Source organism: Pseudoalteromonas sp. SWYJ118 (assembly GCF_015864505.1).
Taxonomy (GTDB): Bacteria; Pseudomonadota; Gammaproteobacteria; order Enterobacterales; family Alteromonadaceae; genus Pseudoalteromonas; species Pseudoalteromonas arctica.
In genome coordinates this window covers 61,939-80,242 of record NZ_JADYXC010000006.1, presented here as the reverse complement: position 1 = coordinate 80,242, position 18,304 = coordinate 61,939, and the positions used below count along the sequence as shown (strand labels likewise).

Genomic DNA, 18,304 nt, shown 5'->3' with positions numbered 1-18,304 from the left:
AGAGGGGGGATATTCCAGAAAACTGATTGATTTAGAATAAAAAGCCATTATAAAAATGGCTTTAGTTAGGTTGGTTGGGTTTATCTTTGTGTTAGTTGTTGGTTTATTTCTTCAAAGATACTCGCGTCGTCTATAGTTGAAGGTATTTGTAGCTCTTCGCCATCAACTAGTTGACGTAAATTTTTACGCAGTATTTTACCCGAGCGTGTTTTGGGCAACCTATCTACGCTAACTATATTTTTAAGGCACGCAATAGCGCCAATCTGATTACGAACACTTAAAACAAGCGCTTGTTCTACGTCGGTACTTGAGCCCATAAAATCATTTTTAAGCACGATCATTCCCATAGGAAGCTGCCCTTTTAGAGGATCGTTCACACCAAAAACAGCGCATTCGGCAACAGCAGGGTGCGCGGCTACTATCTCTTCCATTTCGCCGGTAGAAAGCCTATGTCCTGCTACATTTATAACGTCGTCGGTTCTGCCCATAATAAATAGGTAGCCGTCTTCATCAATATAACCGCCATCTCCAGATAAATAATAACCCTCGTATTCATTTAGGTAGCTTGCTTTAAAGCGCGCTTTATCTTGCCAAATTGTTGGTAGGCAACCCGGTGGAAGTGGCAGTTTAATTACCACGGCGCCTTGCTCGTTAGCTGCGCATTCATTGCCATCCATATCTAATATTCGCACGTCAAAACCTGGAGTAGGCACGGTAGAGCTGCCAGGTTTTGTTGCTAAGTACTCAAGCCCTACAGGGTTACACGCAATAGCCCAGCCAGTTTCGGTTTGCCACCAATGATCGAGCACTGGCAGTTTGGTTTTTTCTTTAAGCCACTCGTAAGTGGGAGGGTCTAACCGCTCGCCGGCTAAAAACAAACGTTTTAAGCTAGAGGTATCGTATTGATTAAAACCATCGGCATTTGGGTCTTCTTTTTTAATTGCTCTAAAGGCGGTGGGGGCACTAAATAATGCATTTACTTTATACTCTTCAACCACGCGCCAAAATGCACTAGCGTCGGGTGTTTTAACCGGTTTACCTTCATATAATACGGTCGCGCAGCGATACATTAGCGGCGCGTAAACTATATAAGAGTGCCCAACTACCCAGCCAATGTCAGACGCTGCCCAAAATACGTCGCCGGGCTTCATACCATAAACGGTTGCCATGCTGTATTGCATTGCCACTGCGTGACCGCCATTTTCGCGCACTACGCCTTTGGGTGTGCCTGTCGTGCCTGAGGTATATAAAATATAAAGCGGATCGTTACCATTTACAGGCACCGGATCTGCGATTGCAGCTGTTTGCATTGCCTGAGTCCAATCTATGTCTCGTTTAGGCTTAAGACTGGCGGTTACTTGTGGGCGCTGATAAATAACGCAGTGTTCTACTTTGTGCGAAGCTAAGTCTATTGCGTTATCAATAAGTGGTTTGTATTCAATAACGCTGTTTACTTCAACACCACATGAGGCGCTAAGTATAAGTTTGGGCTTGGCATCATCAATGCGTACAGCCAATTCGTGTGCAGCAAACCCACCAAATACCACAGAATGAATAGCACCAAGGCGAGCGCACGCCAACATACCAATAACAGCTTGTGGGATCATTGGCATATAAATAACAACGCGGTCGCCTTTTTTAACACCTAACGATTGTATTACGCCTGCAAATTTAGCCACTTCTTGTTGTAGTTGTGAGTAGCTATAGGTTTGCTTGGTGTTAGTGACAGGGGAGTCGTAAATTAGTGCCGTTTGTTCGCCAAATCCGGCAATAACGTGTTGGTCTAGCGCTAAAAAACTAGTATTTAATTGCCCGTCGCTAAACCAATGGTAAAGCCCGTCGTCATCTTGTGTGTATGCTTTTGAAGGGCTTTTATACCATGGAATATTGTTACTTTGTTTAAGCCAAAACTCGGCTGGGTTTTGCTTGAATTCATTATATTGCTGTTGATATTTGCCTGACATGTAAGGCTCCTAAAACTAGATATGTGTGAGAGACCTTACAAAATGTAGGCTTTTTTTAGCAAGCAAGCTATTCGACCTTGGTCGGCTAAAAGTTGAACAACACACTGGTTTTAAAAATACAAAATTGACAATACAAAGCGTGTGGTTCAGCATGGCGGGCAGTAAAAATAAGAGAAAACACGATATGAGTAACTTAGTAAGAGTAGGGGTTGCGGTTATCATAAAGCATCAAAACACAATTTTACTAGGTGAGCGTATTGGCGCGCACGGTGCTAATACATGGGCAACACCTGGTGGGCATTTAGAGTTTGGTGAAAGTGTTGAGCAATGTGCAATACGAGAAGTGTTTGAAGAAACAGGTTTAAAGGTAAGTAAAATTACTAAGCTTGATTTTACCAATGATATTTTTACAGCTGAAAACAAACACTATATTACGCTGTATGTAAAAGCTGATTTTGAAGGCGGAGAGCCTGAGCTTAAAGAGCCTAATAAATGTTTAAAGTGGCGCTGGTGCGATATTAATAATCTACCAACGCCATTGTTTACATCACTAAAAAATTACTTATCTGAAGCTGTTTAGCCTAATAAGTTATTTTGTTGGCGGTGTCGCTGGGCTTAACTCCAGTTTACTAAAGCTTACTTGAGCGTAATCGCCATTTTGTTTATCTGTAGTCCAATCGCCAGTACCTAAACAACCTGGGTACCAAATACCTTTGGCGCTTTTAGTACTACATTGGTTATAAGCGCCGGCTTTAAAGTAATGCCAATCTGCAGCGTAACCATGTGGATGATCTTTTTCGTCCACTTTGCCATAAGCATCTACGTTATTACCTAAGTTAATAGAGTAGTTAACGTCTTCTTTGCCTTGTGCGCTAAATGTAAGGTGCATAACGTTTTTATACACATTTACCGTGTAGCTAAATTCTTCACCTAGTGCAATACCGGCACTGCCTGGCTCGTTAGGATTTTCCCATGTATTACCCCAAACTGGGTAAGTAATGTCTGTACGATCAGGATTGGTTTTAGGTAAATTACGTTCGTAGTTCCAAAAAACTGAGCCTGTTTTGTGCCCTGGCCATTTTTTGTAATATATTTTAAGTGGCTCATTACCCCAACCAAATCCAAGTTTAGTATCAATAAGTGCCTGATCTTTACCTGCGTGAATTTGCCCTACAACAACCGAGTAAGCGGCTTTTTTATCAGGGTCGGTAGCGCGTAGCGCAACATGATCTACTTTTAACGTTGCCTCCATTTTTCCACCAACAGAACCAAATCGGTCAGATAGCGGGTGAACAGCTAAAGCAAAATTGTTTTTAGAATGTTTAGTTTTAATTTTAGTATTTGATCCACGGATCATCTGTCTAAGTTCACTACGGGTATTAGTAGAGTTAGCACTTGTAAGCGCTTTATTAGGGGAGGTAAATACCATGTAGCCTTTTTCATCAAGGTAGAAAAAATCAGGGTGTGCGTAAGTCTGAATTTCTTCTACATCTATTTCATCAATTTTACCGTCGTTGTTTAAATCGACTGGTACATTTATTTTCCAGTGAGATAAATCAAACTTTGTTGCAGGTACCGGCGCATCGCTTTGCTGATTAGTGCTTTGGGTACTTGAACAAGCGGTAAAAAGTAAAGGGGTGATGACGGCTAAAGCCGTAAGTTTAAATGTGGATGTATTTTTTATCATTATTGTCTCTGTGTGATGAAGTAAAAATTGTGCGGTACAGGCATCGCTTAATCTCAATCTAGCATACCAATTTAACAATTAAAACTTACCAATTAGTAAAATTAAATATTTTTTAAATGATTTTTTTGTTATACCAATTTGGTTTGGGTGTTTTTTAACGGCTTTTATGGAAGTGTTTGCGGTATGTGTTTTTTATGTGCTTGGCTATTCATTTAGTGATGTATAACGTAGATTTTGGCGCTAAGGCGCAGTCTATTTTTTGGGGGGAGAGGAGATTTTTAACTTTGTAGTTTGCTTTGCAGCGTTTAGCAAATAACTAAATAACCACTGCCAATAACTAATGTCGGGCTTTAACTATGGTTAGTGCTGCATGTTAGTCGTGTTTGGTAATAAAAGTTGCCACTTGTTTAAAATGGCATGGTATTCACCATTTTCTTTAATGTTACTTAATGCGTCAGAGAGTGCTTTAGCTGTTTTAGGATTAAGTTGATTACTTGCTGCAAAATTAAGTGAAGAGGGAAGATCGCTTAAATGAATTCGTTTTGTTATTAGGCTAGGATCGAGTCCTAGGCTTTTTAGCTCGTTATTAAGTGTAAGTGTATTAGTTACTACAAAGTCGATCCGGTTTTTATAAAGCATTTGCCAAAGTTGATTATAGTAACTGACCAGTATTAAATTGTTATTTTCGGTAAAGCCTTTTTGCTTTAAGTAGGCTTCGCTCAGGTAGCCACGAATGGTTGCTACTTTATACTCTTTAGCAAAATTTAAGTGAACAACTTCATCTACATGGCTTTTTAAGCTAATTAAATAAGCATCTGCAAAATACACTTCGCCTAACCACGTATATTTATTAATCCGCTCTGGGGTTTTTAACAAAGACAACATTATGGCGTTGGTATTTGTTTGATGCTCCTTAAAAACGCGGGCCATAGGCATTATTTCAAAATTAGCGGTTAAGTTTGTTTGCTTCACAACTGCTTTGGCAATGTCGACTAAAGCGCCGCTTACTTCACCTTGCTGATTTTTAAAGTGATAAGGAGGAAGGTCTTCAGCTATAAAAGTAACCGAATCGGCGTTACACAGGGGGCTATATAAAATAAATACAAAAGCACTTAATAAAACACGCAAAAACATAAAAAATCTTTTAAAGCAATAATACACCTAGTGTAGAGAGTATTAACTAAAACATATATATATTATGTTTATATAACGTAAATAATTTGCACTTACTTGGCTGTTCTTGCTGTTTTGTATTTTATAAATTGTAATGGCGAGCATTTATGCCAGCGTAAAAAAGCTCGATTAAAAGAGCTTTGATCTTTAAATCCTAAAATATTAGATAAATCAGCAAGTGGCATGCTGGCTATTAATGTATCTGCACGTTTTTTACGTTCTTTTTCAAGTAGCTGAGCAAAGGTTAAGTCTTGTTGTTTTAAGCGTCGTTGTAGCGTTCGGGGTGTTAAATTAAGCGCATCAGCTATGCCTATTAGGTTGCAGTTTTGCAAGGTAGTTTTAGCTGTAAGTAACTGATTAACTTTATCGTCAATACACTGCTGGCTTTTAAAGTTAGAGAGTTGCTGCTCTGACAATTGCTTGAAAGTAGAATTAATAATGGCATTATCGGTTTTAAAGGGCAGCGTTAAATAATGGCTCGGAAAGCTAATTTGATTATATTCAGCACTGCTTTTTACAGGGCATTTAAACCATGATTCAAGGGCGCGCCTTTGCGATGGCAACCAATTATAAGTGAAACTAATACTACTTGGCGAAAGCGTTAAATTTATTAACTGGCGAATCACACTTACCCACGCGGTCATGTTTCGTAAAACAACATGCTCATTACAACTTTGGTGAGCAATCCAACGAATAGTTGCTGTATCAGTATTTAGTTCAAACTTGGCTTTACCAATATCAGCCACCAAGCTGTCGTAGCTTAACAATGCTTTAATGGCACTGCTTAAGTTATCGCTTGATTCAATTAAGTAACCTAAAACGCCGTAGTCAGCAGTGCGAATTTGCTGACCTAGGGTAAAACCAAAAAGAGGATCGTTAAGTGTTTTCTTGCCATAAACTAATAAAGCATTGTAACTATTTAAACTAATACGCGGCGCTAATTGATGGGTACGTTGATTACTAAATTCGTCAAAGCTAATAGCGTGCAAAGCCGTTTTAGTACTAATGCCTTGCGCTTGTAAGTAATCAAGAATACTTGAAAAGTAATGATCAGCCAATGTGTGCATTTGTCATCTAAAGCTAAAAAATAGTCGTGTATTAGCAAGTTTGCCACGTTAAATTTTTATATGCTAGTTGAATGCCTAATAACCTCTTGCTGTAAAAATGATACTTATAACAATAAAACAAACGCTTAATGCACAGCCAAAACAAATAATAAGCACACTGTTGGATCATCAACAGTTGCATCGATTTTTTAATGCCAAATTTACGCTGCTACAAGCACAAGACGAAGGGCAAATAGAAGGCGGAAAAGGATCTGTTAGGCAAGTGAAAATAGGTAAAATAACGTTTTCAGAGCAAATAATCAGTGCCGATCAAAATCTGATCAGTTACCAAATAGTAGGCGATAAACCAGTAGCTAATCATCGAGGCGATATATACCTCACTGCAAATAAAGACATCAATACTTTAGTTACCGAACTTAACTATTGCATAAGCTGCTCAGCTCCATGGTGGATGCCAAATGCATTACTTAAATATGTTATTACAAAAGATATAACCCAAGCGTTAAACAATTTAAATAATTATTTTTTGGCGGGTAAAGCATGAACTCAGAAATTATTTTACTCGCTCTGAGCCCATTATTTTTGATATTTGTTTGCTCTGAGTTTATTAAGTTTAAGCGCTATTACGACATAAAAGATAGCCTAGCAAATACAGTGTTAGCGCTATTACACCAAGGCGCAGATGCTATTGCGTTACTGCTGTTAATGCCTTTATTTAATTGGTTGTATGACTATAGATTGTTTGATATTGAAGTGAGTGTATTAAGTATTGCATTTGCATTTTTACTGCAAGATTTTTTGTATTATTGGTTTCATAAAGCATCGCATCATATTCATTGGTTGTGGGCTGCACATGTGGTGCACCATAGCTCAACTAAAATGAATTTCACCACCGCATTTAGGCAAAGCTTAATGTACCCCGTAGCCGGTATGTGGGTGTTTTGGCTACCTATGATTTTAATTGGATTTGAACCGCTAACAGTATTTAGCGTGGTTGCATTAAATTTGGCGTATCAATTTTTTGTACATACTCAAATAGTAGGTAAGTTAGGCTGGTTTGAAAAAGTATTTAATACGCCTTCGCATCACCGAGTTCATCACGCAATAAATGCAGGTTACCTTGATAAAAACTTTGCAGGTGTACTTATTATTTGGGATAAGTTATTTGGCACCTTTGTAGAAGAAGATAAATCAAAGCCTTGTAAATACGGCATTATAGGGCAGCTTAATAGCAATAACCCAGTCGTTATTACGTTTCATCAGTGGGAGCACTTATTGAAAAGTGTTTATAAGGCATCGGGAATAAAAGCTAAATGTAGAGTACTATTTGGCTACCCTACAAGTAGCATTAAATATAAATAATATTGAAAAAGTTAAAAGTTAAAAGTAAAACTGCATAGCTAAACTCATTGATGAATTATGGCTATGCCATTGAGCATGCTGTACTTTGCTGCGCAGCGATACATTGCGAGAAACAGCGTAATTCCATGTTATAGCTATTTCGCTGTGCTTACTTGCTGCGTTATCAGTTAGCCATAATATATTGCCAGTCAAAGCGAGTTTATGCTTATTGTTTATTTGCCAAATTACACCGGCTTCGCTGCCTATTCCAGTACTAAGTCGGTCGGTTATATCGCCTGTATTTAGCTCAAATTGACCAAGAATATAGCCGTGCAGATTATTAGGATCGCCATAAGATTTACCATAACCTCCTTTTGTAAAAAAGCGGCCTAAACGTTTATTGTCACTTGGTTGTCGGTCAAAGCCCATTTTAAAGTTCCACGACCAGCTATCAAATACGCGGTTATCGGGTGCAAGCGACATAGCATCTAATAAGTAAAAATGTTCGATATCTGCATTTCCTTCGTCAGTAATAGCGGCTTCCAAATCAAAAAAACTAATTTGTGCACCCGCTATAAAACCTTCAGGCCTATCTAGTAAGTCATGATACGCAAGCCTATAACCAAAATTTGTAAGGTTTGCTTGGTTATTATTTTGTACCCTACCTAGCGATACTTTAGAAGAACCATGACCTTGCTCTGGGGAAGCAATAGGGCGGTTTGGCTTAGTAAATGGCGAAGCTACATTATATTTGCTGCGCATTAGGAGTAGCTTAGTTAGTCGCGGGGCAATTTCTTTACGATTTAATGCTTTATCGTAAAATTCAAAATTTAACCATTCATACGCCATTTCTAATATAGCGACTAATTGCGACTGTGAGTAATTACGAGTATTGAGGGAGCCACCTTGCATTAACTCTCTTGCATCATCAAGTTGTTCGTCAGTCATTTGAGTAGAGTAATGGTAAAGTTTAGTTCCAAAAGCAGGGCGGTAATTAGGTGTTTGTAATAAGTTGTTATTTCTTAGTACTGCAACGGTATCTGATGGAATAGCTTGCATATTAAATGACGATGTTAAATCAAGGTCCTCTTGTGCAAGTTGTAATAATGCAAGTAATTGGTAAGAGCAGTTTTCATCAATAAAAAAGTAATCGAATGTAGCTAATTGTAGCTCCCACAAGTGCAATAAAATAAGCTCTACCTGTAGCTCTGATAAATTAAGTTTGTATTCCCAAATATCACGAGATTCTAAGTCATTATATTCGCGTACTTTTTTATAGTACGGCATAAGCGAAAACTTACCTGGGTAGCTGCCAATCAAGCCTTTTAGTGCATACATAGCTGCGTTATCTGAGCCGTCTGGCTCTGCTGCAAAATTAACGGCAAATGCGAGCAACTCTTTATGGCGAGTCTGATCTTTTGCATCAATACGAAGTAAAGTGTGGCCAAACATTGATGATGGGCTATTCATAAATGCAGTTGGAAAAACTAACGTAACCCCTTTAGGGTTTATTATTTTTTGCCACGCCTGTAGTTCTGGGCAATTAAGTTCGGGCCAGTTATTTTTAATTTTTGTTTTTAGCCATTTATAACGTGCAGGAAACTGACAACGATATTGTGTTGTTTTTGGGTCAGTATTTTTACCACTAAATGCAGCTATAGTGGCTTTAAGTTCGTCATATGGGCTTGTTTTACCTGTAGGAGATAAAAAAAACTCAGCACTGTCTACTTCACTTTTCCAATCACCTAATGTGGCCAAGCGGTAGTGACCTAATTTAAGCCAGTAAGGGTGTGTTGCTAATGTATTTGTTTCAATACTTTGAGCGTTTGAGTAAGTACTAAAAAGAGCGAGCAGTAAACCAAATAATATTTTTTTCATAATCACTAAATTACAAAAGCCGCTAGAGAAATACTCCAGCGGCTTTATTTATACGTATAAAACCGGCTAATTTAGCTGATTAAGAAAGAGTATAAGAAGCAAGTTGTGCGTTACTTGCAAGAACAGTGTTTAGGTTTTCTAAAACTGTTTGTGAAGTCACGTTTTCAGAAGTAAATACTGAAGAGAACTGTGCTTGAGCAAGCTTATTGAACGCTGCTTTATCTTGATCTGCAACACCCCAAGCTTCAGCTAGAGTAGCTAAAGTTTCGCCTTCACCTTTTGACATATCACGAGCAAGTTGCTCCATGTTACCGTCAATGAATAAAGCGATTTTTTCTGAAGAAGTTACTGTACCAGTACCATCACAACCAAGAGTACCAAAAGTGATACCAAAAGTTTGGTTACCAGATGTACCATTTGTTGTAGCGCCTAAAATTTTAACGCCTTTACCTTGCTGACCAGCAAATAACATAGAACCAAGACCACAACCAATATCTTGGTCAGCCATTGCGTTTGAGAAAGGAAGTAAAGATAGAGCTGCTACTGCGATTAGTTTTTTCATTTTCATAAATCCATATATGATTGTCTTTATTTAGGGTAAATAAAGTTCGCGGAAGATTCTAACAGACTTGCAGAAAAAAGGAACAGGCTAAAACATGAATATTTTACACTCTAATTTTTAAATATATTAAAGTTAATGTCAGGATAAAAATCAGCCTAGTTTCCACTTTTTATTGAACTGGTGGCGGTTTTTTACTTCTTGGGGCACCTAATAAAATACAAGTATGGCAAATACATACAGATAAAAATGCACTAATACCTAATGCACCGCCATAGCCGTCAAGTTTTGGTACAAGAAATTCAAATAAGATTGAAAATAAAATAGATGAGCTTGCTACAGTATAAATACCAAATCGATGTGGGGCGCTCATACCTATAAATGTGCCGCCAAAAAATACAATTGCGTATAAATCGGGGTTCAAATTTAAAGCGCTAAAAATTAAATAAGCAATAATAGAAAGTGAAGACGACGCTCTAACCCCGTCAAAGCGACTATGCTTAGCTAAATAAAATGTTAAAAAAGCCCCAAGCAGTACAAGTAATGGATATTCAATACTCATAATACAATTCCTTTGGCTAATACAAAAAGTGCCACGCTTGCAAAAGCTACGCTGCCAAGCTTGCCACCAAAACCTGTAAACATATTCATAGTAAGCACATACAAACTTGAGCCAATAAGCGAAATAATAGCAATTTCCCAGTAACTGGTAATTAAATGAGTTGAACACATACCTGCAAAGCTACCAGCATAAATTGCAGCATACGGATGGTTTTTATAAAGTGCAGGAAAAGGAATAAACGAGCCAATAAGCCCCGTTAGCGCAGCAGAAATCACTAAAGGTAATGCAAAAGTAGTGTGCATAGCAAAGCAAGCTACAAAGCCTAAAAAGAAAGTGATGAATTTTAAAAATAAGAATTTAATCATAGCGGCGCATTTTAAACTAATCCTTTTGCGCTTTCTAATACTCTCTAACAAATAAATGTTATAAGTAATTACAAACTTTAAAAACGTGTTTTTTAAACGGATTTTAGGTATTAAATATGCTTAATAGTGCCGCTGTTAATGTTCTATAAATCACAAGTTATGTATAATGGCGATAATTTAATGTATTAAAGTGTTAACCAAGGGTTATTTATGTCTAACTGTTTACATCTGGCTATTCCGGCTGGCGATTTAAAAGTGGCTAAAGCGTTTTATTGTGACGTACTAGGCTGTAAAACGGGTAACAGTGAAGAAGGTCGCTGGGTAGATATAGATTTTTGGGGTAATGAACTTACCTTGCACCAGAGTGTTGAGCGCTTACCAACAGTTCGCCATGATGTAGATATGGGAGCTGTAGCGGTACCTCACTTTGGGATTCACCTATCTGAAGATGAATTTAACGGGTTAAAAACACGTATTGAAGATGCGGGTATTGAATACTTAGATAAACCATACCGCCGATTTATTGGTGATGAGTTTGAGCAAGAAACGTTTTTTATTGAAGATCCAAATGGCAATGTGCTTGAAATGAAAACCATGGTAAACCCAGAGGTTTTATTTAAAAAAGTATAAATGCTGTTGTTTAAGTTAAGCTAAAAAACCACTTTAATAAGTGGTTTTTTTATAACTATTAATCAGTGTTTTGATAAATTGGTTAATATTTACAGGTGAAAAAAATTACGCTACATGCATGATTTTTATTCACTCTACAATGTAGGTATAGACACGTAGACTTAATTTCAATTCTCATACTTTATTGTTATTTATGCTGCTTAAACTCATAATTGCACCTTTGCTTATTTTACTAATAACATTCGCCCAAAAACGCTTTGGTAGTTTTGTTAGCGGCATAATTCCTGGCTTGCCTATTACCTCTGGGCCTATTTCTTATTTTATAGCATTAGAGCAAGGTAAATTATTTGCAGCTAACTCAGCGGTGGCCTCTCTTTATGGTATGAGCGGTATAGGCTTATTTTGTTTTAGTTACTTGGTTGTATCACGAAGATTTGGAATGCTTAAATCGCTTTTTACAGCGTTGAGTATTTGGTGCGTATTTAGCGTTATTACTTTATTTTTACCAGTGAATATTATTGTGGCGAGTGTGGTTTCGCTTTGTATTTTACTCGGTTTAACTATTATCTCTACAAAGCTAAATATATCAGTTGATGCAAAACCATTAAATGCCCGCTGGGAGCTTCCGGTAAAAATGATATTAGTGACGAGCTTTATCGTGCTTGTTACGTTTATATCGCAGCATATAGGGTCTGCATGGAGCGGGTTAATATCTACCTTTCCGGTTATTTTAGCGGTAATGGGCAGTGTTGCCCATTTTAGTGACAAACAAGCCTCAACGTTTAAAATTCTTAATGGCGGTATTATTGGTTCATTAGGTGGGTGTGTATTTTTTGCGGTGATTGCGTTTATGTTAAAACATAACTTTATGATTTGGCAGGTGTACGCAACAGCTGCCATTTTCTCAACGTTATTTACTATTATTTTTAGCCAACTTATTAATCGCCAATTTACTAAGCAAGCTTTGCTAAACACCAAAAAAAGCAGTGCTTAAGATTGACTCTCTCGGTTAATTTACATCTCTAAAACCATTACCTAGTTATGTAGTTGAATTAACATTTCACTGGGGGTTTTATTAAAGTGGCGTTTAAATTCGCGGCTAAATTGCGATGGACTGGTATAGCCAACCTTTAATGCGGCTTCGTTGGCTTTGCTTCCACTACTGGTTATAAGCTCTTTAGCCTTAGCTAAGCGTACTTTTTTTAAATACTGCAAAGGTGACTCAAATGTTACTTGCCTAAAAGCACGATGGAACGACGATACGCTCATGTTTACATCTTCAGCCAACCCCTCAACTGTAATTTGATTGGCATAACTACTGTGCATAGTTGAGAGCGTACGGGCGATACGCGCATAATGCCCATCATGCATAGCAAGCCCTATTAAAGTATGTCCTTGTGGACCACAAAGTACACGATATACCAATTCTTTTACTATATCTTCGCCAAAAACGTCAGCCTCAATGGGGTTATTAAGCACGCTAAGTAAACGGTGGGTTACTTGCTCCATTGCGCCATCTATTTTAGCCGATTGAACGCCACCCATTTGCCCTGAAGTGAATGGTTTATGTGTACCAATTTGGTTTACTAGTTTGTGTAACATTACCGGGTTTATATCTATAACTATGCCCATTACAGGCAGGTTGTTATCAGTAAAAGCTTCGCACTCAAGTGGCACGGGGATACCTAAAACAAGGTAGTCACCTTCACCATATTTTATTTGATGTTCAGGGAAATGAATTATTTTATGTCCTTGCCCAACAATAATAATACCTGAGTTATATATGAGTGGCTGGCGTGGTGAGCTTTTACTTGCGCGATGAAAATACACACCTGGAATAATGGTTTCCATGTTGCCTTCAAAGTTGAGTAAATGATTGTGCTCTGCAAATTTTTGCATCATGTTGGCTATTGAGGACATTAAAACATCTATTATCGTACGAATTTTGCGTAAAATATCAATATTGACAGTTTTAGGCAAGCTTTTGCGAGTTATTGGGCTTTTTTAATGTTTGTTTTGCCACTAATATGCACTCATTGAAGTTTGGCTTAGTTAGTAACTAAGCATTATATTTAGTATTTAACCGTCACCTAGGAGCAAAATAATGAAATTTAGCTACGTAAATCCAACACTTATCCAGTTCGGCCAAGAACAAATTGCCTCACTAACTGATTTGATCGCAAAGGATCAAAAAGTACTTGTAGTGTACGGCGGCGGTTCAATTAAAAAGAACGGCGTGTACGACCAAGTTGCAGCAGCACTTGAAGGCTTTGATTGGGTTGAGTTTTCGGGCGTTGGCGCTAACCCAACAATTGAAGTGTTAGACCAAGCAGTAAAAATTTGTAAAGAACAAGATATCGACTTTGTACTAGCTGTAGGCGGCGGTTCAGTAATCGACGGCGTTAAATACATTGCAGCATCTGCCGTTTACGATGGCGAAGGTTGGGATATTCCTACTGGTAAACATAAAGTAACTAGCGCATTACCTATTGGGGCAGTACTTACGCTTCCAGCTACAGGTTCTGAGTCTAACCAAGGTTCTGTTGTGAGCAAAGCTGCGACTAAACAAAAACTTCCGTTTATGTCTCCAGCGGTACAACCTAAGTTTGCAATTATGGACCCTGATGTAATGAAAACATTACCACAGCGCCAACTTGTAAATGGTTTAGTAGATGCATGGGTTCACACCTGTGAGCAGTACCTAACATTCCCTGAAACAGCATTGGTTCAAGAAGGTTACGCAGAGGCACTTTTAAGAACGCTTAAAACATTAGGCGATAACTTTGAAAACCAAGACGATGCATGGCGCGCAAACCTTATGTGGGCAGCAAACCAAGCACTTAATGGTTTAATTGGTTCTGGTGTATCGCAAGATTGGGCTACGCACATGATTGGCCACGAGCTTACAGCCGCTTACGGTGTTGACCATGCACGTTCACTTGCTATTGTTCAGCCTTCTTTACTGCGCAACCAATTTGCAGTTAAAAAAGCAAAACTAGAGCAAATGGGTAAAAACGTATTTGGTCTTGAGCAATCTGACGACTTAGCTGAGAAAACAATTGCAGCAATTGAAGCGTTTTACCACAGCCTTGACGTAGCAACTGTGCTTACTGAACATGGCGATGATAAAGCCGCTGCTATTGACAATATTATTGGTAAACTTGAAGCGCACGGCATGCTAGCTCTTGGCGAAAACCAAGCTATTACGCTTAAAGAAAGCCGCGAAATTTTAGAACAAGCTGTTGCTTAATCACTTTTAAGTAACTTAAAACTAAAAGCCGCTAACGTTTAAAGTTAGCGGCTTTTTTGTGCATAAAACACATTAAAAACACTGCATTGATAATTAACCAATAATACCGATATTAATGTTTCCAAATGATGATAGTAAACTGTGCTCAACGGTTAGGAAAAACCTAACGCTCAAATAAATTAAACGGGACTAAAACTCATGAAATTGTTAAACACATTATTAAGCTCAAAAGCAGGCGTAGCAGCATTAATTTTACGAGTACCAGTTGGCCTTATTTTAGCGGCGCATGGTGCACAAAAACTATTTGCTTGGTTTGGCGGTTATGGCCTTGAAGGCACAGGGCAATGGATGGCAAGCATTGGCTTAGAGCCTGGCTATTGGTTAGCAATGATGGCAGGTAGCGCTGAGTTTTTTGGTGGCATTGCATTAGCAATTGGTTTGTTAACTCGCCCAGCTGCTGTAGTTGCCGGCTTTACTATGCTGATTGCTATTTTTAGCGTACATATTAGTAATGGCTTATTTATGGCAAACAATGGCTATGAATACGCATTAACGTTACTTGTAGTAACTGTAGTTTTAGCAATTCAAGGAGCGGGAAGCTTTTCGCTTGATAACGTATTAGTTAAAAAGCTAGCTAAAAAATAGAGTTTATTAATTGAAGAATAGCGGCCAATTTGGCCGCTGTTTTTATAGGCTAACTACTAAATTATTTAGCTGAAAAAGTTAAAGAATAACTGTACTGCTTTTGCTCAAGTAAATACTCTTTATGAGTACTTGGGCTCCATGAATCATCGCCACCTACACCCATATGTTGATGATCAATGTGTACATGTACGCAATCATCAGCAATTAGTTCGTTAGTGTGTTTTGCTTGCGTTAGCGTACTTTGCGAATACTCGCTGGCTGCAAACAAAAACGCGCCAGTCACGGTTAAGTTATTAATACTCAGCAATTGGCAATCGCTACGCAGGCCATTATCAGTTGGGAATATATACGGTGTATGTAGCTCATTTAAGCTCAAGCTGTAATAACCTAAACGTGCTGCGGCTTTGCGATCTGGGTAGTTTTCAAAAGGCCCTAAACCTAGCCAGTTTATTTTTGTATCGCTTTGCTTGTTAAGCGTTGTACTTAGCCCTATACGCGGCATTGGTGGCAGAGTATCGTTTAAGTGCACTTCAACATTTAAGCTAATATTACCAGTATTATTGAGGGTATATAACCACTGTGTTTGAGCCTGTAGCACGCCATTAAACTCGTAATTAAATACACAAGTAATACGTATATCAACGCTTGATTGCACTGCGTGAATTGAGCTACATGTGCGCTGCCATTGCCCTATACCTGCACGCAACCAACGAGCTTCCCATGCATTAGGATCTAGGTTGTCTACTTCGCTTACACCAATGTCGTTATCAAGTGGGGCGCGATAAAAGTTATCAACCAATGGGCTATTAATAACCTGAGTATCGTTTTGTAACCACTGCTCTATAAGCCCTGATTGCTTGCTAAAAACAAGTTTAAATTTATCGTTTTCAATACTTAGTTGAGAGTCGGTTTCGCTAACACTTATAGCGTTTTGCTCAGATGATGATACAAATAACTTACTGCTTAAATTGTTACTATTTATAAGCTTAAACTGCTCTGAATCCATAACGTGATTAGCGTTTGCAAAGTGTGAGTCGTTAACTAATGCTACATCTAAATTAAGGTAATATTGCGCACCTTGCTCAAACGCTGTTTTAGTTTTAATAGTTAACGTGTGCGTACTTTGCGGAGCAATATTAAGTACATGCTCGCCTTGCTCAACACAGATGCCATTTTGCATTAACTGCCAAATAAGCTTTTCGTTATCGGTATGTCTAAATACGTAATCGCTAAATACATCAATGGTGTATTGGTTTTGATTTTGCTCACGCAGTGTAAATTGTAAATGTTGCTGGCTGTATTTAGCTTCAAACAGGCTAGGGTGCGGCGTGCGGTCTGGGAACAATAAGCCATTTATACAAAATTGACGGTCATTTAGTTCATCACCAAAGTCGCCGCCGTAAGCCCAATAATGCTTGCCGTTTTCGTCTGTTTTAGATAAACCTTGGTCTACCCAATCCCAAATAAAGCCGCCTTGTAGGCGTGGGTATTCTCTAAATGCTTGCCAGTAATCGTCAAAGCTACCTAGGCTGTTACCCATTGCATGGGCGTATTCACATAAAATAAGCGGGCGAGTTTCACCTGGTAGGCTTAGCCACTTTTTAATAGAGTATTTAGGTACCGCATCGTCTTTAATATCGGTATCTACACGGGCGTACATTGGGCAAATAATGTCGGTAGCCGTTGTGTTTGCGCCGCCGCCTTCGTATTGCACTGGGCGAGAAGGGTCAAAGCTTTTTGACCAGCCGTACATCGCATCATGATTTGCGCCGTGTCCGCATTCGTTGCCCAATGACCAAATAATAATTGAGGCGTGGTTTTTATCACGTTCAACCATTTGTGTATAACGCGACATAAATGCACCAGCCCACTGCGGGTCGCTTGCGAGCCTGCCCATAGGAAACATGCCATGGGTTTCTATATTTGCTTCATCAACTACGTATAAACCTAGCTGGTCACATAGCTCGTAAAAACGGGGATGATTAGGGTAGTGAGCAGTACGCACGGCGTTAAAGTTATTTTGCTTCATCAGCTTAATATCTTCAATCATATCGGCGGTACTTACTGTATGACCGTTTTCTGGGTGATGTTCGTGGCGGTTAACACCGCGAATAAGCAACGGTTTGCCATTTACACACAGTTGCCCGTTAAGCATTTCTACTTTTCTAAAACCAATGTTGTAGGCTTCAACATCTATAGTCTCGCCTTGCTCATCAAGTAGGCTTACTACGCAGCGGTATAAGTACGGGGTTTCAGCGGTCCATTTTTTAGGGCTTGTTATTGCTACGTTATGAAAAACAACATCAGCCCAGCTGCCTTTTTCATCAGCACGTTTATTATTAGTGCTTTGAATTTGCGGCTCACATAACGGTGTTTCGCCATCAAATACTTGTATGGCAACTTTATAGTTATTAGCTGTGTCATTACGATTGGGTATATCAATTGTAGTTTTAATTGCTAACGTGGCATCGCGGTAGCATGCGTCTAAATCCGGCGTTATAAATACATCGCTAATTTGACTTTGTGGTTTTGTAAGTAAGTTAACATCGCGAAAAATACCGCTTAGCCACCACATGTCCTGATCTTCTAAATAACTGCCATCGCTCCAACGAATAACCATAACGGCAATACGGTTAGTGCCTGCAACTAACAGTTCGCTTAAATCAAACTCGCTCGGTAAGCGGCTATCTTGTGAATAACCCACCCATTGTCCGTTACACCACAGGTGAAACGCCGAGTTAACGCCTTCAAAAATAATATGATTACGCTGAGTTAGCTGACTTTCGCTTATATTAAATTCAGTGCGGTAACAGCCTGTAGGGTTATCGCTTGGTACAAAAGGCGGGTTAACTGCAAATGGGTACTTAACATTACAGTAAATAGGTTTATCAAAGCCGTGTAATTGCCAGTTAGAAGGCACTGTAATACTTTGCCAGTTGCTGTTTAGTGTTTCACTTAGCAACGATTCATCAACCGCTTCGGGTTTATCAAATAATTTAAAGTCCCACTGACCGTTTAAACTTTGTTTTTGCGATTGCGTGTTAGTACGGGCATGGTCAACGCTTTTAAATCCATTGAGTGGGCTGTGCGCTTTTACTTGATTAACTTGTACTGAAATTGGGTTTTCCCAATCTCGGCGATTAATTATGTGCTGTAAAGAGGTCATGTTTATCCTATTGCATA

The 18,304-nt window shown here is 38.8% G+C and carries 17 protein-coding genes; 7 read left to right on the top strand and 10 right to left on the bottom strand.

What is annotated here, in order from left to right; all coding sequences use genetic code 11:
* Positions 1-80 precede the first annotated feature (80 nt).
* Positions 81-1,964 (bottom strand): propionyl-CoA synthetase, encoded by a 1,884-nt coding sequence (locus I6F48_RS08300; protein WP_197119226.1) that lies wholly within the window; start codon positions 1,962-1,964, stop codon positions 81-83.
* Positions 1,965-2,148: 184 nt separating this feature from the next.
* On the opposite strand from I6F48_RS08300, the gene I6F48_RS08295 reads away from it, so the two are divergent.
* Complete coding sequence (locus I6F48_RS08295) at positions 2,149-2,544, top strand: nucleotide triphosphate diphosphatase NUDT15 (RefSeq protein ID WP_166111582.1); 396 nt, start codon at positions 2,149-2,151, stop codon at positions 2,542-2,544.
* A gap of 9 nt (positions 2,545-2,553) precedes the next feature.
* Here I6F48_RS08295 and I6F48_RS08290 read toward each other — a convergent pair whose 3' ends face one another.
* From I6F48_RS08290 to I6F48_RS08280, 3 genes are all read right to left on the bottom strand, one after another.
* On the bottom strand, positions 2,554-3,651 hold the full coding sequence (locus tag I6F48_RS08290; RefSeq protein WP_197119225.1) for a polysaccharide lyase family 7 protein: 1,098 nt from the start codon (positions 3,649-3,651) through the stop codon (positions 2,554-2,556).
* Positions 3,652-4,011: 360 nt separating this feature from the next.
* A complete protein-coding gene (locus I6F48_RS08285; protein WP_165741394.1) occupies positions 4,012-4,785 on the bottom strand; it encodes a substrate-binding periplasmic protein in 774 nt (257 codons plus the stop codon).
* 92 nt (positions 4,786-4,877) lie between these two features.
* On the bottom strand, positions 4,878-5,891 hold the full coding sequence (locus tag I6F48_RS08280) for an AraC family transcriptional regulator (protein ID WP_197119224.1): 1,014 nt from the start codon (positions 5,889-5,891) through the stop codon (positions 4,878-4,880).
* 97 nt (positions 5,892-5,988) lie between these two features.
* Here I6F48_RS08280 and I6F48_RS08275 point away from each other — a divergent pair, with 97 nt between their 5' ends.
* Together I6F48_RS08275 and I6F48_RS08270 are read left to right on the top strand one after the other, a co-directional pair.
* Positions 5,989-6,435, top strand: a complete 447-nt coding sequence (locus I6F48_RS08275; protein ID WP_197119223.1) for an SRPBCC family protein — start codon at positions 5,989-5,991, stop codon at positions 6,433-6,435.
* Positions 6,432-7,253 (top strand): sterol desaturase family protein, encoded by an 822-nt coding sequence (locus tag I6F48_RS08270; RefSeq protein ID WP_165727284.1) that lies wholly within the window; start codon positions 6,432-6,434, stop codon positions 7,251-7,253. Before I6F48_RS08275 ends, I6F48_RS08270 begins: the two co-directional genes overlap by 4 nt.
* 18 nt (positions 7,254-7,271) lie before the next feature.
* Here I6F48_RS08270 and I6F48_RS08265 read toward each other — a convergent pair whose 3' ends face one another.
* The 4 genes from I6F48_RS08265 to I6F48_RS08250 form a co-directional block, all read right to left on the bottom strand.
* Positions 7,272-9,110 (bottom strand): Lnb N-terminal periplasmic domain-containing protein, encoded by a 1,839-nt coding sequence (locus I6F48_RS08265; protein ID WP_165741397.1) that lies wholly within the window; start codon positions 9,108-9,110, stop codon positions 7,272-7,274.
* Between the two features lie 79 nt (positions 9,111-9,189).
* A complete protein-coding gene (locus tag I6F48_RS08260; protein ID WP_024589733.1) occupies positions 9,190-9,672 on the bottom strand; it encodes a DUF3015 domain-containing protein in 483 nt (160 codons plus the stop codon).
* Positions 9,673-9,841: 169 nt separating this feature from the next.
* Positions 9,842-10,231 (bottom strand): hypothetical protein, encoded by a 390-nt coding sequence (locus I6F48_RS08255; RefSeq protein WP_007587227.1) that lies wholly within the window; start codon positions 10,229-10,231, stop codon positions 9,842-9,844.
* Complete coding sequence (locus tag I6F48_RS08250) at positions 10,228-10,533, bottom strand: hypothetical protein (RefSeq protein ID WP_024594103.1); 306 nt, start codon at positions 10,531-10,533, stop codon at positions 10,228-10,230. The genes I6F48_RS08255 and I6F48_RS08250 overlap by 4 nt, the downstream gene beginning before the upstream one ends.
* A gap of 273 nt (positions 10,534-10,806) precedes the next feature.
* Between I6F48_RS08250 and I6F48_RS08245 the strand changes: the two genes are divergently transcribed.
* Together I6F48_RS08245 and I6F48_RS08240 are read left to right on the top strand one after the other, a co-directional pair.
* Positions 10,807-11,226 carry a VOC family protein gene (locus I6F48_RS08245; protein WP_010554617.1) on the top strand — a complete coding sequence of 140 codons (420 nt, stop codon included), beginning with the start codon at positions 10,807-10,809 and terminating at the stop codon, positions 11,224-11,226.
* Positions 11,227-11,419: 193 nt separating this feature from the next.
* Complete coding sequence (locus tag I6F48_RS08240; protein ID WP_231615199.1) at positions 11,420-12,220, top strand: hypothetical protein; 801 nt, start codon at positions 11,420-11,422, stop codon at positions 12,218-12,220.
* A gap of 41 nt (positions 12,221-12,261) precedes the next feature.
* On the opposite strand, the gene I6F48_RS08235 is transcribed toward I6F48_RS08240, so the two are convergent.
* The gene (locus I6F48_RS08235) at positions 12,262-13,146 is read right to left on the bottom strand and encodes an AraC family transcriptional regulator (protein WP_197119222.1); all 885 of its coding nucleotides are present in this window, start codon (positions 13,144-13,146) and stop codon (positions 12,262-12,264) included.
* A gap of 184 nt (positions 13,147-13,330) precedes the next feature.
* Between I6F48_RS08235 and I6F48_RS08230 the strand changes: the two genes are divergently transcribed.
* Positions 13,331-14,476: an iron-containing alcohol dehydrogenase gene (locus I6F48_RS08230; RefSeq protein ID WP_197119221.1), complete on the top strand. Its 1,146-nt coding sequence runs from the start codon at positions 13,331-13,333 to the stop codon at positions 14,474-14,476.
* A gap of 198 nt (positions 14,477-14,674) precedes the next feature.
* Positions 14,675-15,121: a DoxX family protein gene (locus I6F48_RS08225; RefSeq protein ID WP_197119220.1), complete on the top strand. Its 447-nt coding sequence runs from the start codon at positions 14,675-14,677 to the stop codon at positions 15,119-15,121.
* Positions 15,122-15,182: 61 nt separating this feature from the next.
* Here I6F48_RS08225 and I6F48_RS08220 read toward each other — a convergent pair whose 3' ends face one another.
* Positions 15,183-18,287, bottom strand: coding sequence for a beta-galactosidase (locus tag I6F48_RS08220; RefSeq protein WP_197119219.1), 3,105 nt, complete (start codon positions 18,285-18,287; stop codon positions 15,183-15,185).
* Between the last annotated feature and the right edge of the window lie 17 nt (positions 18,288-18,304).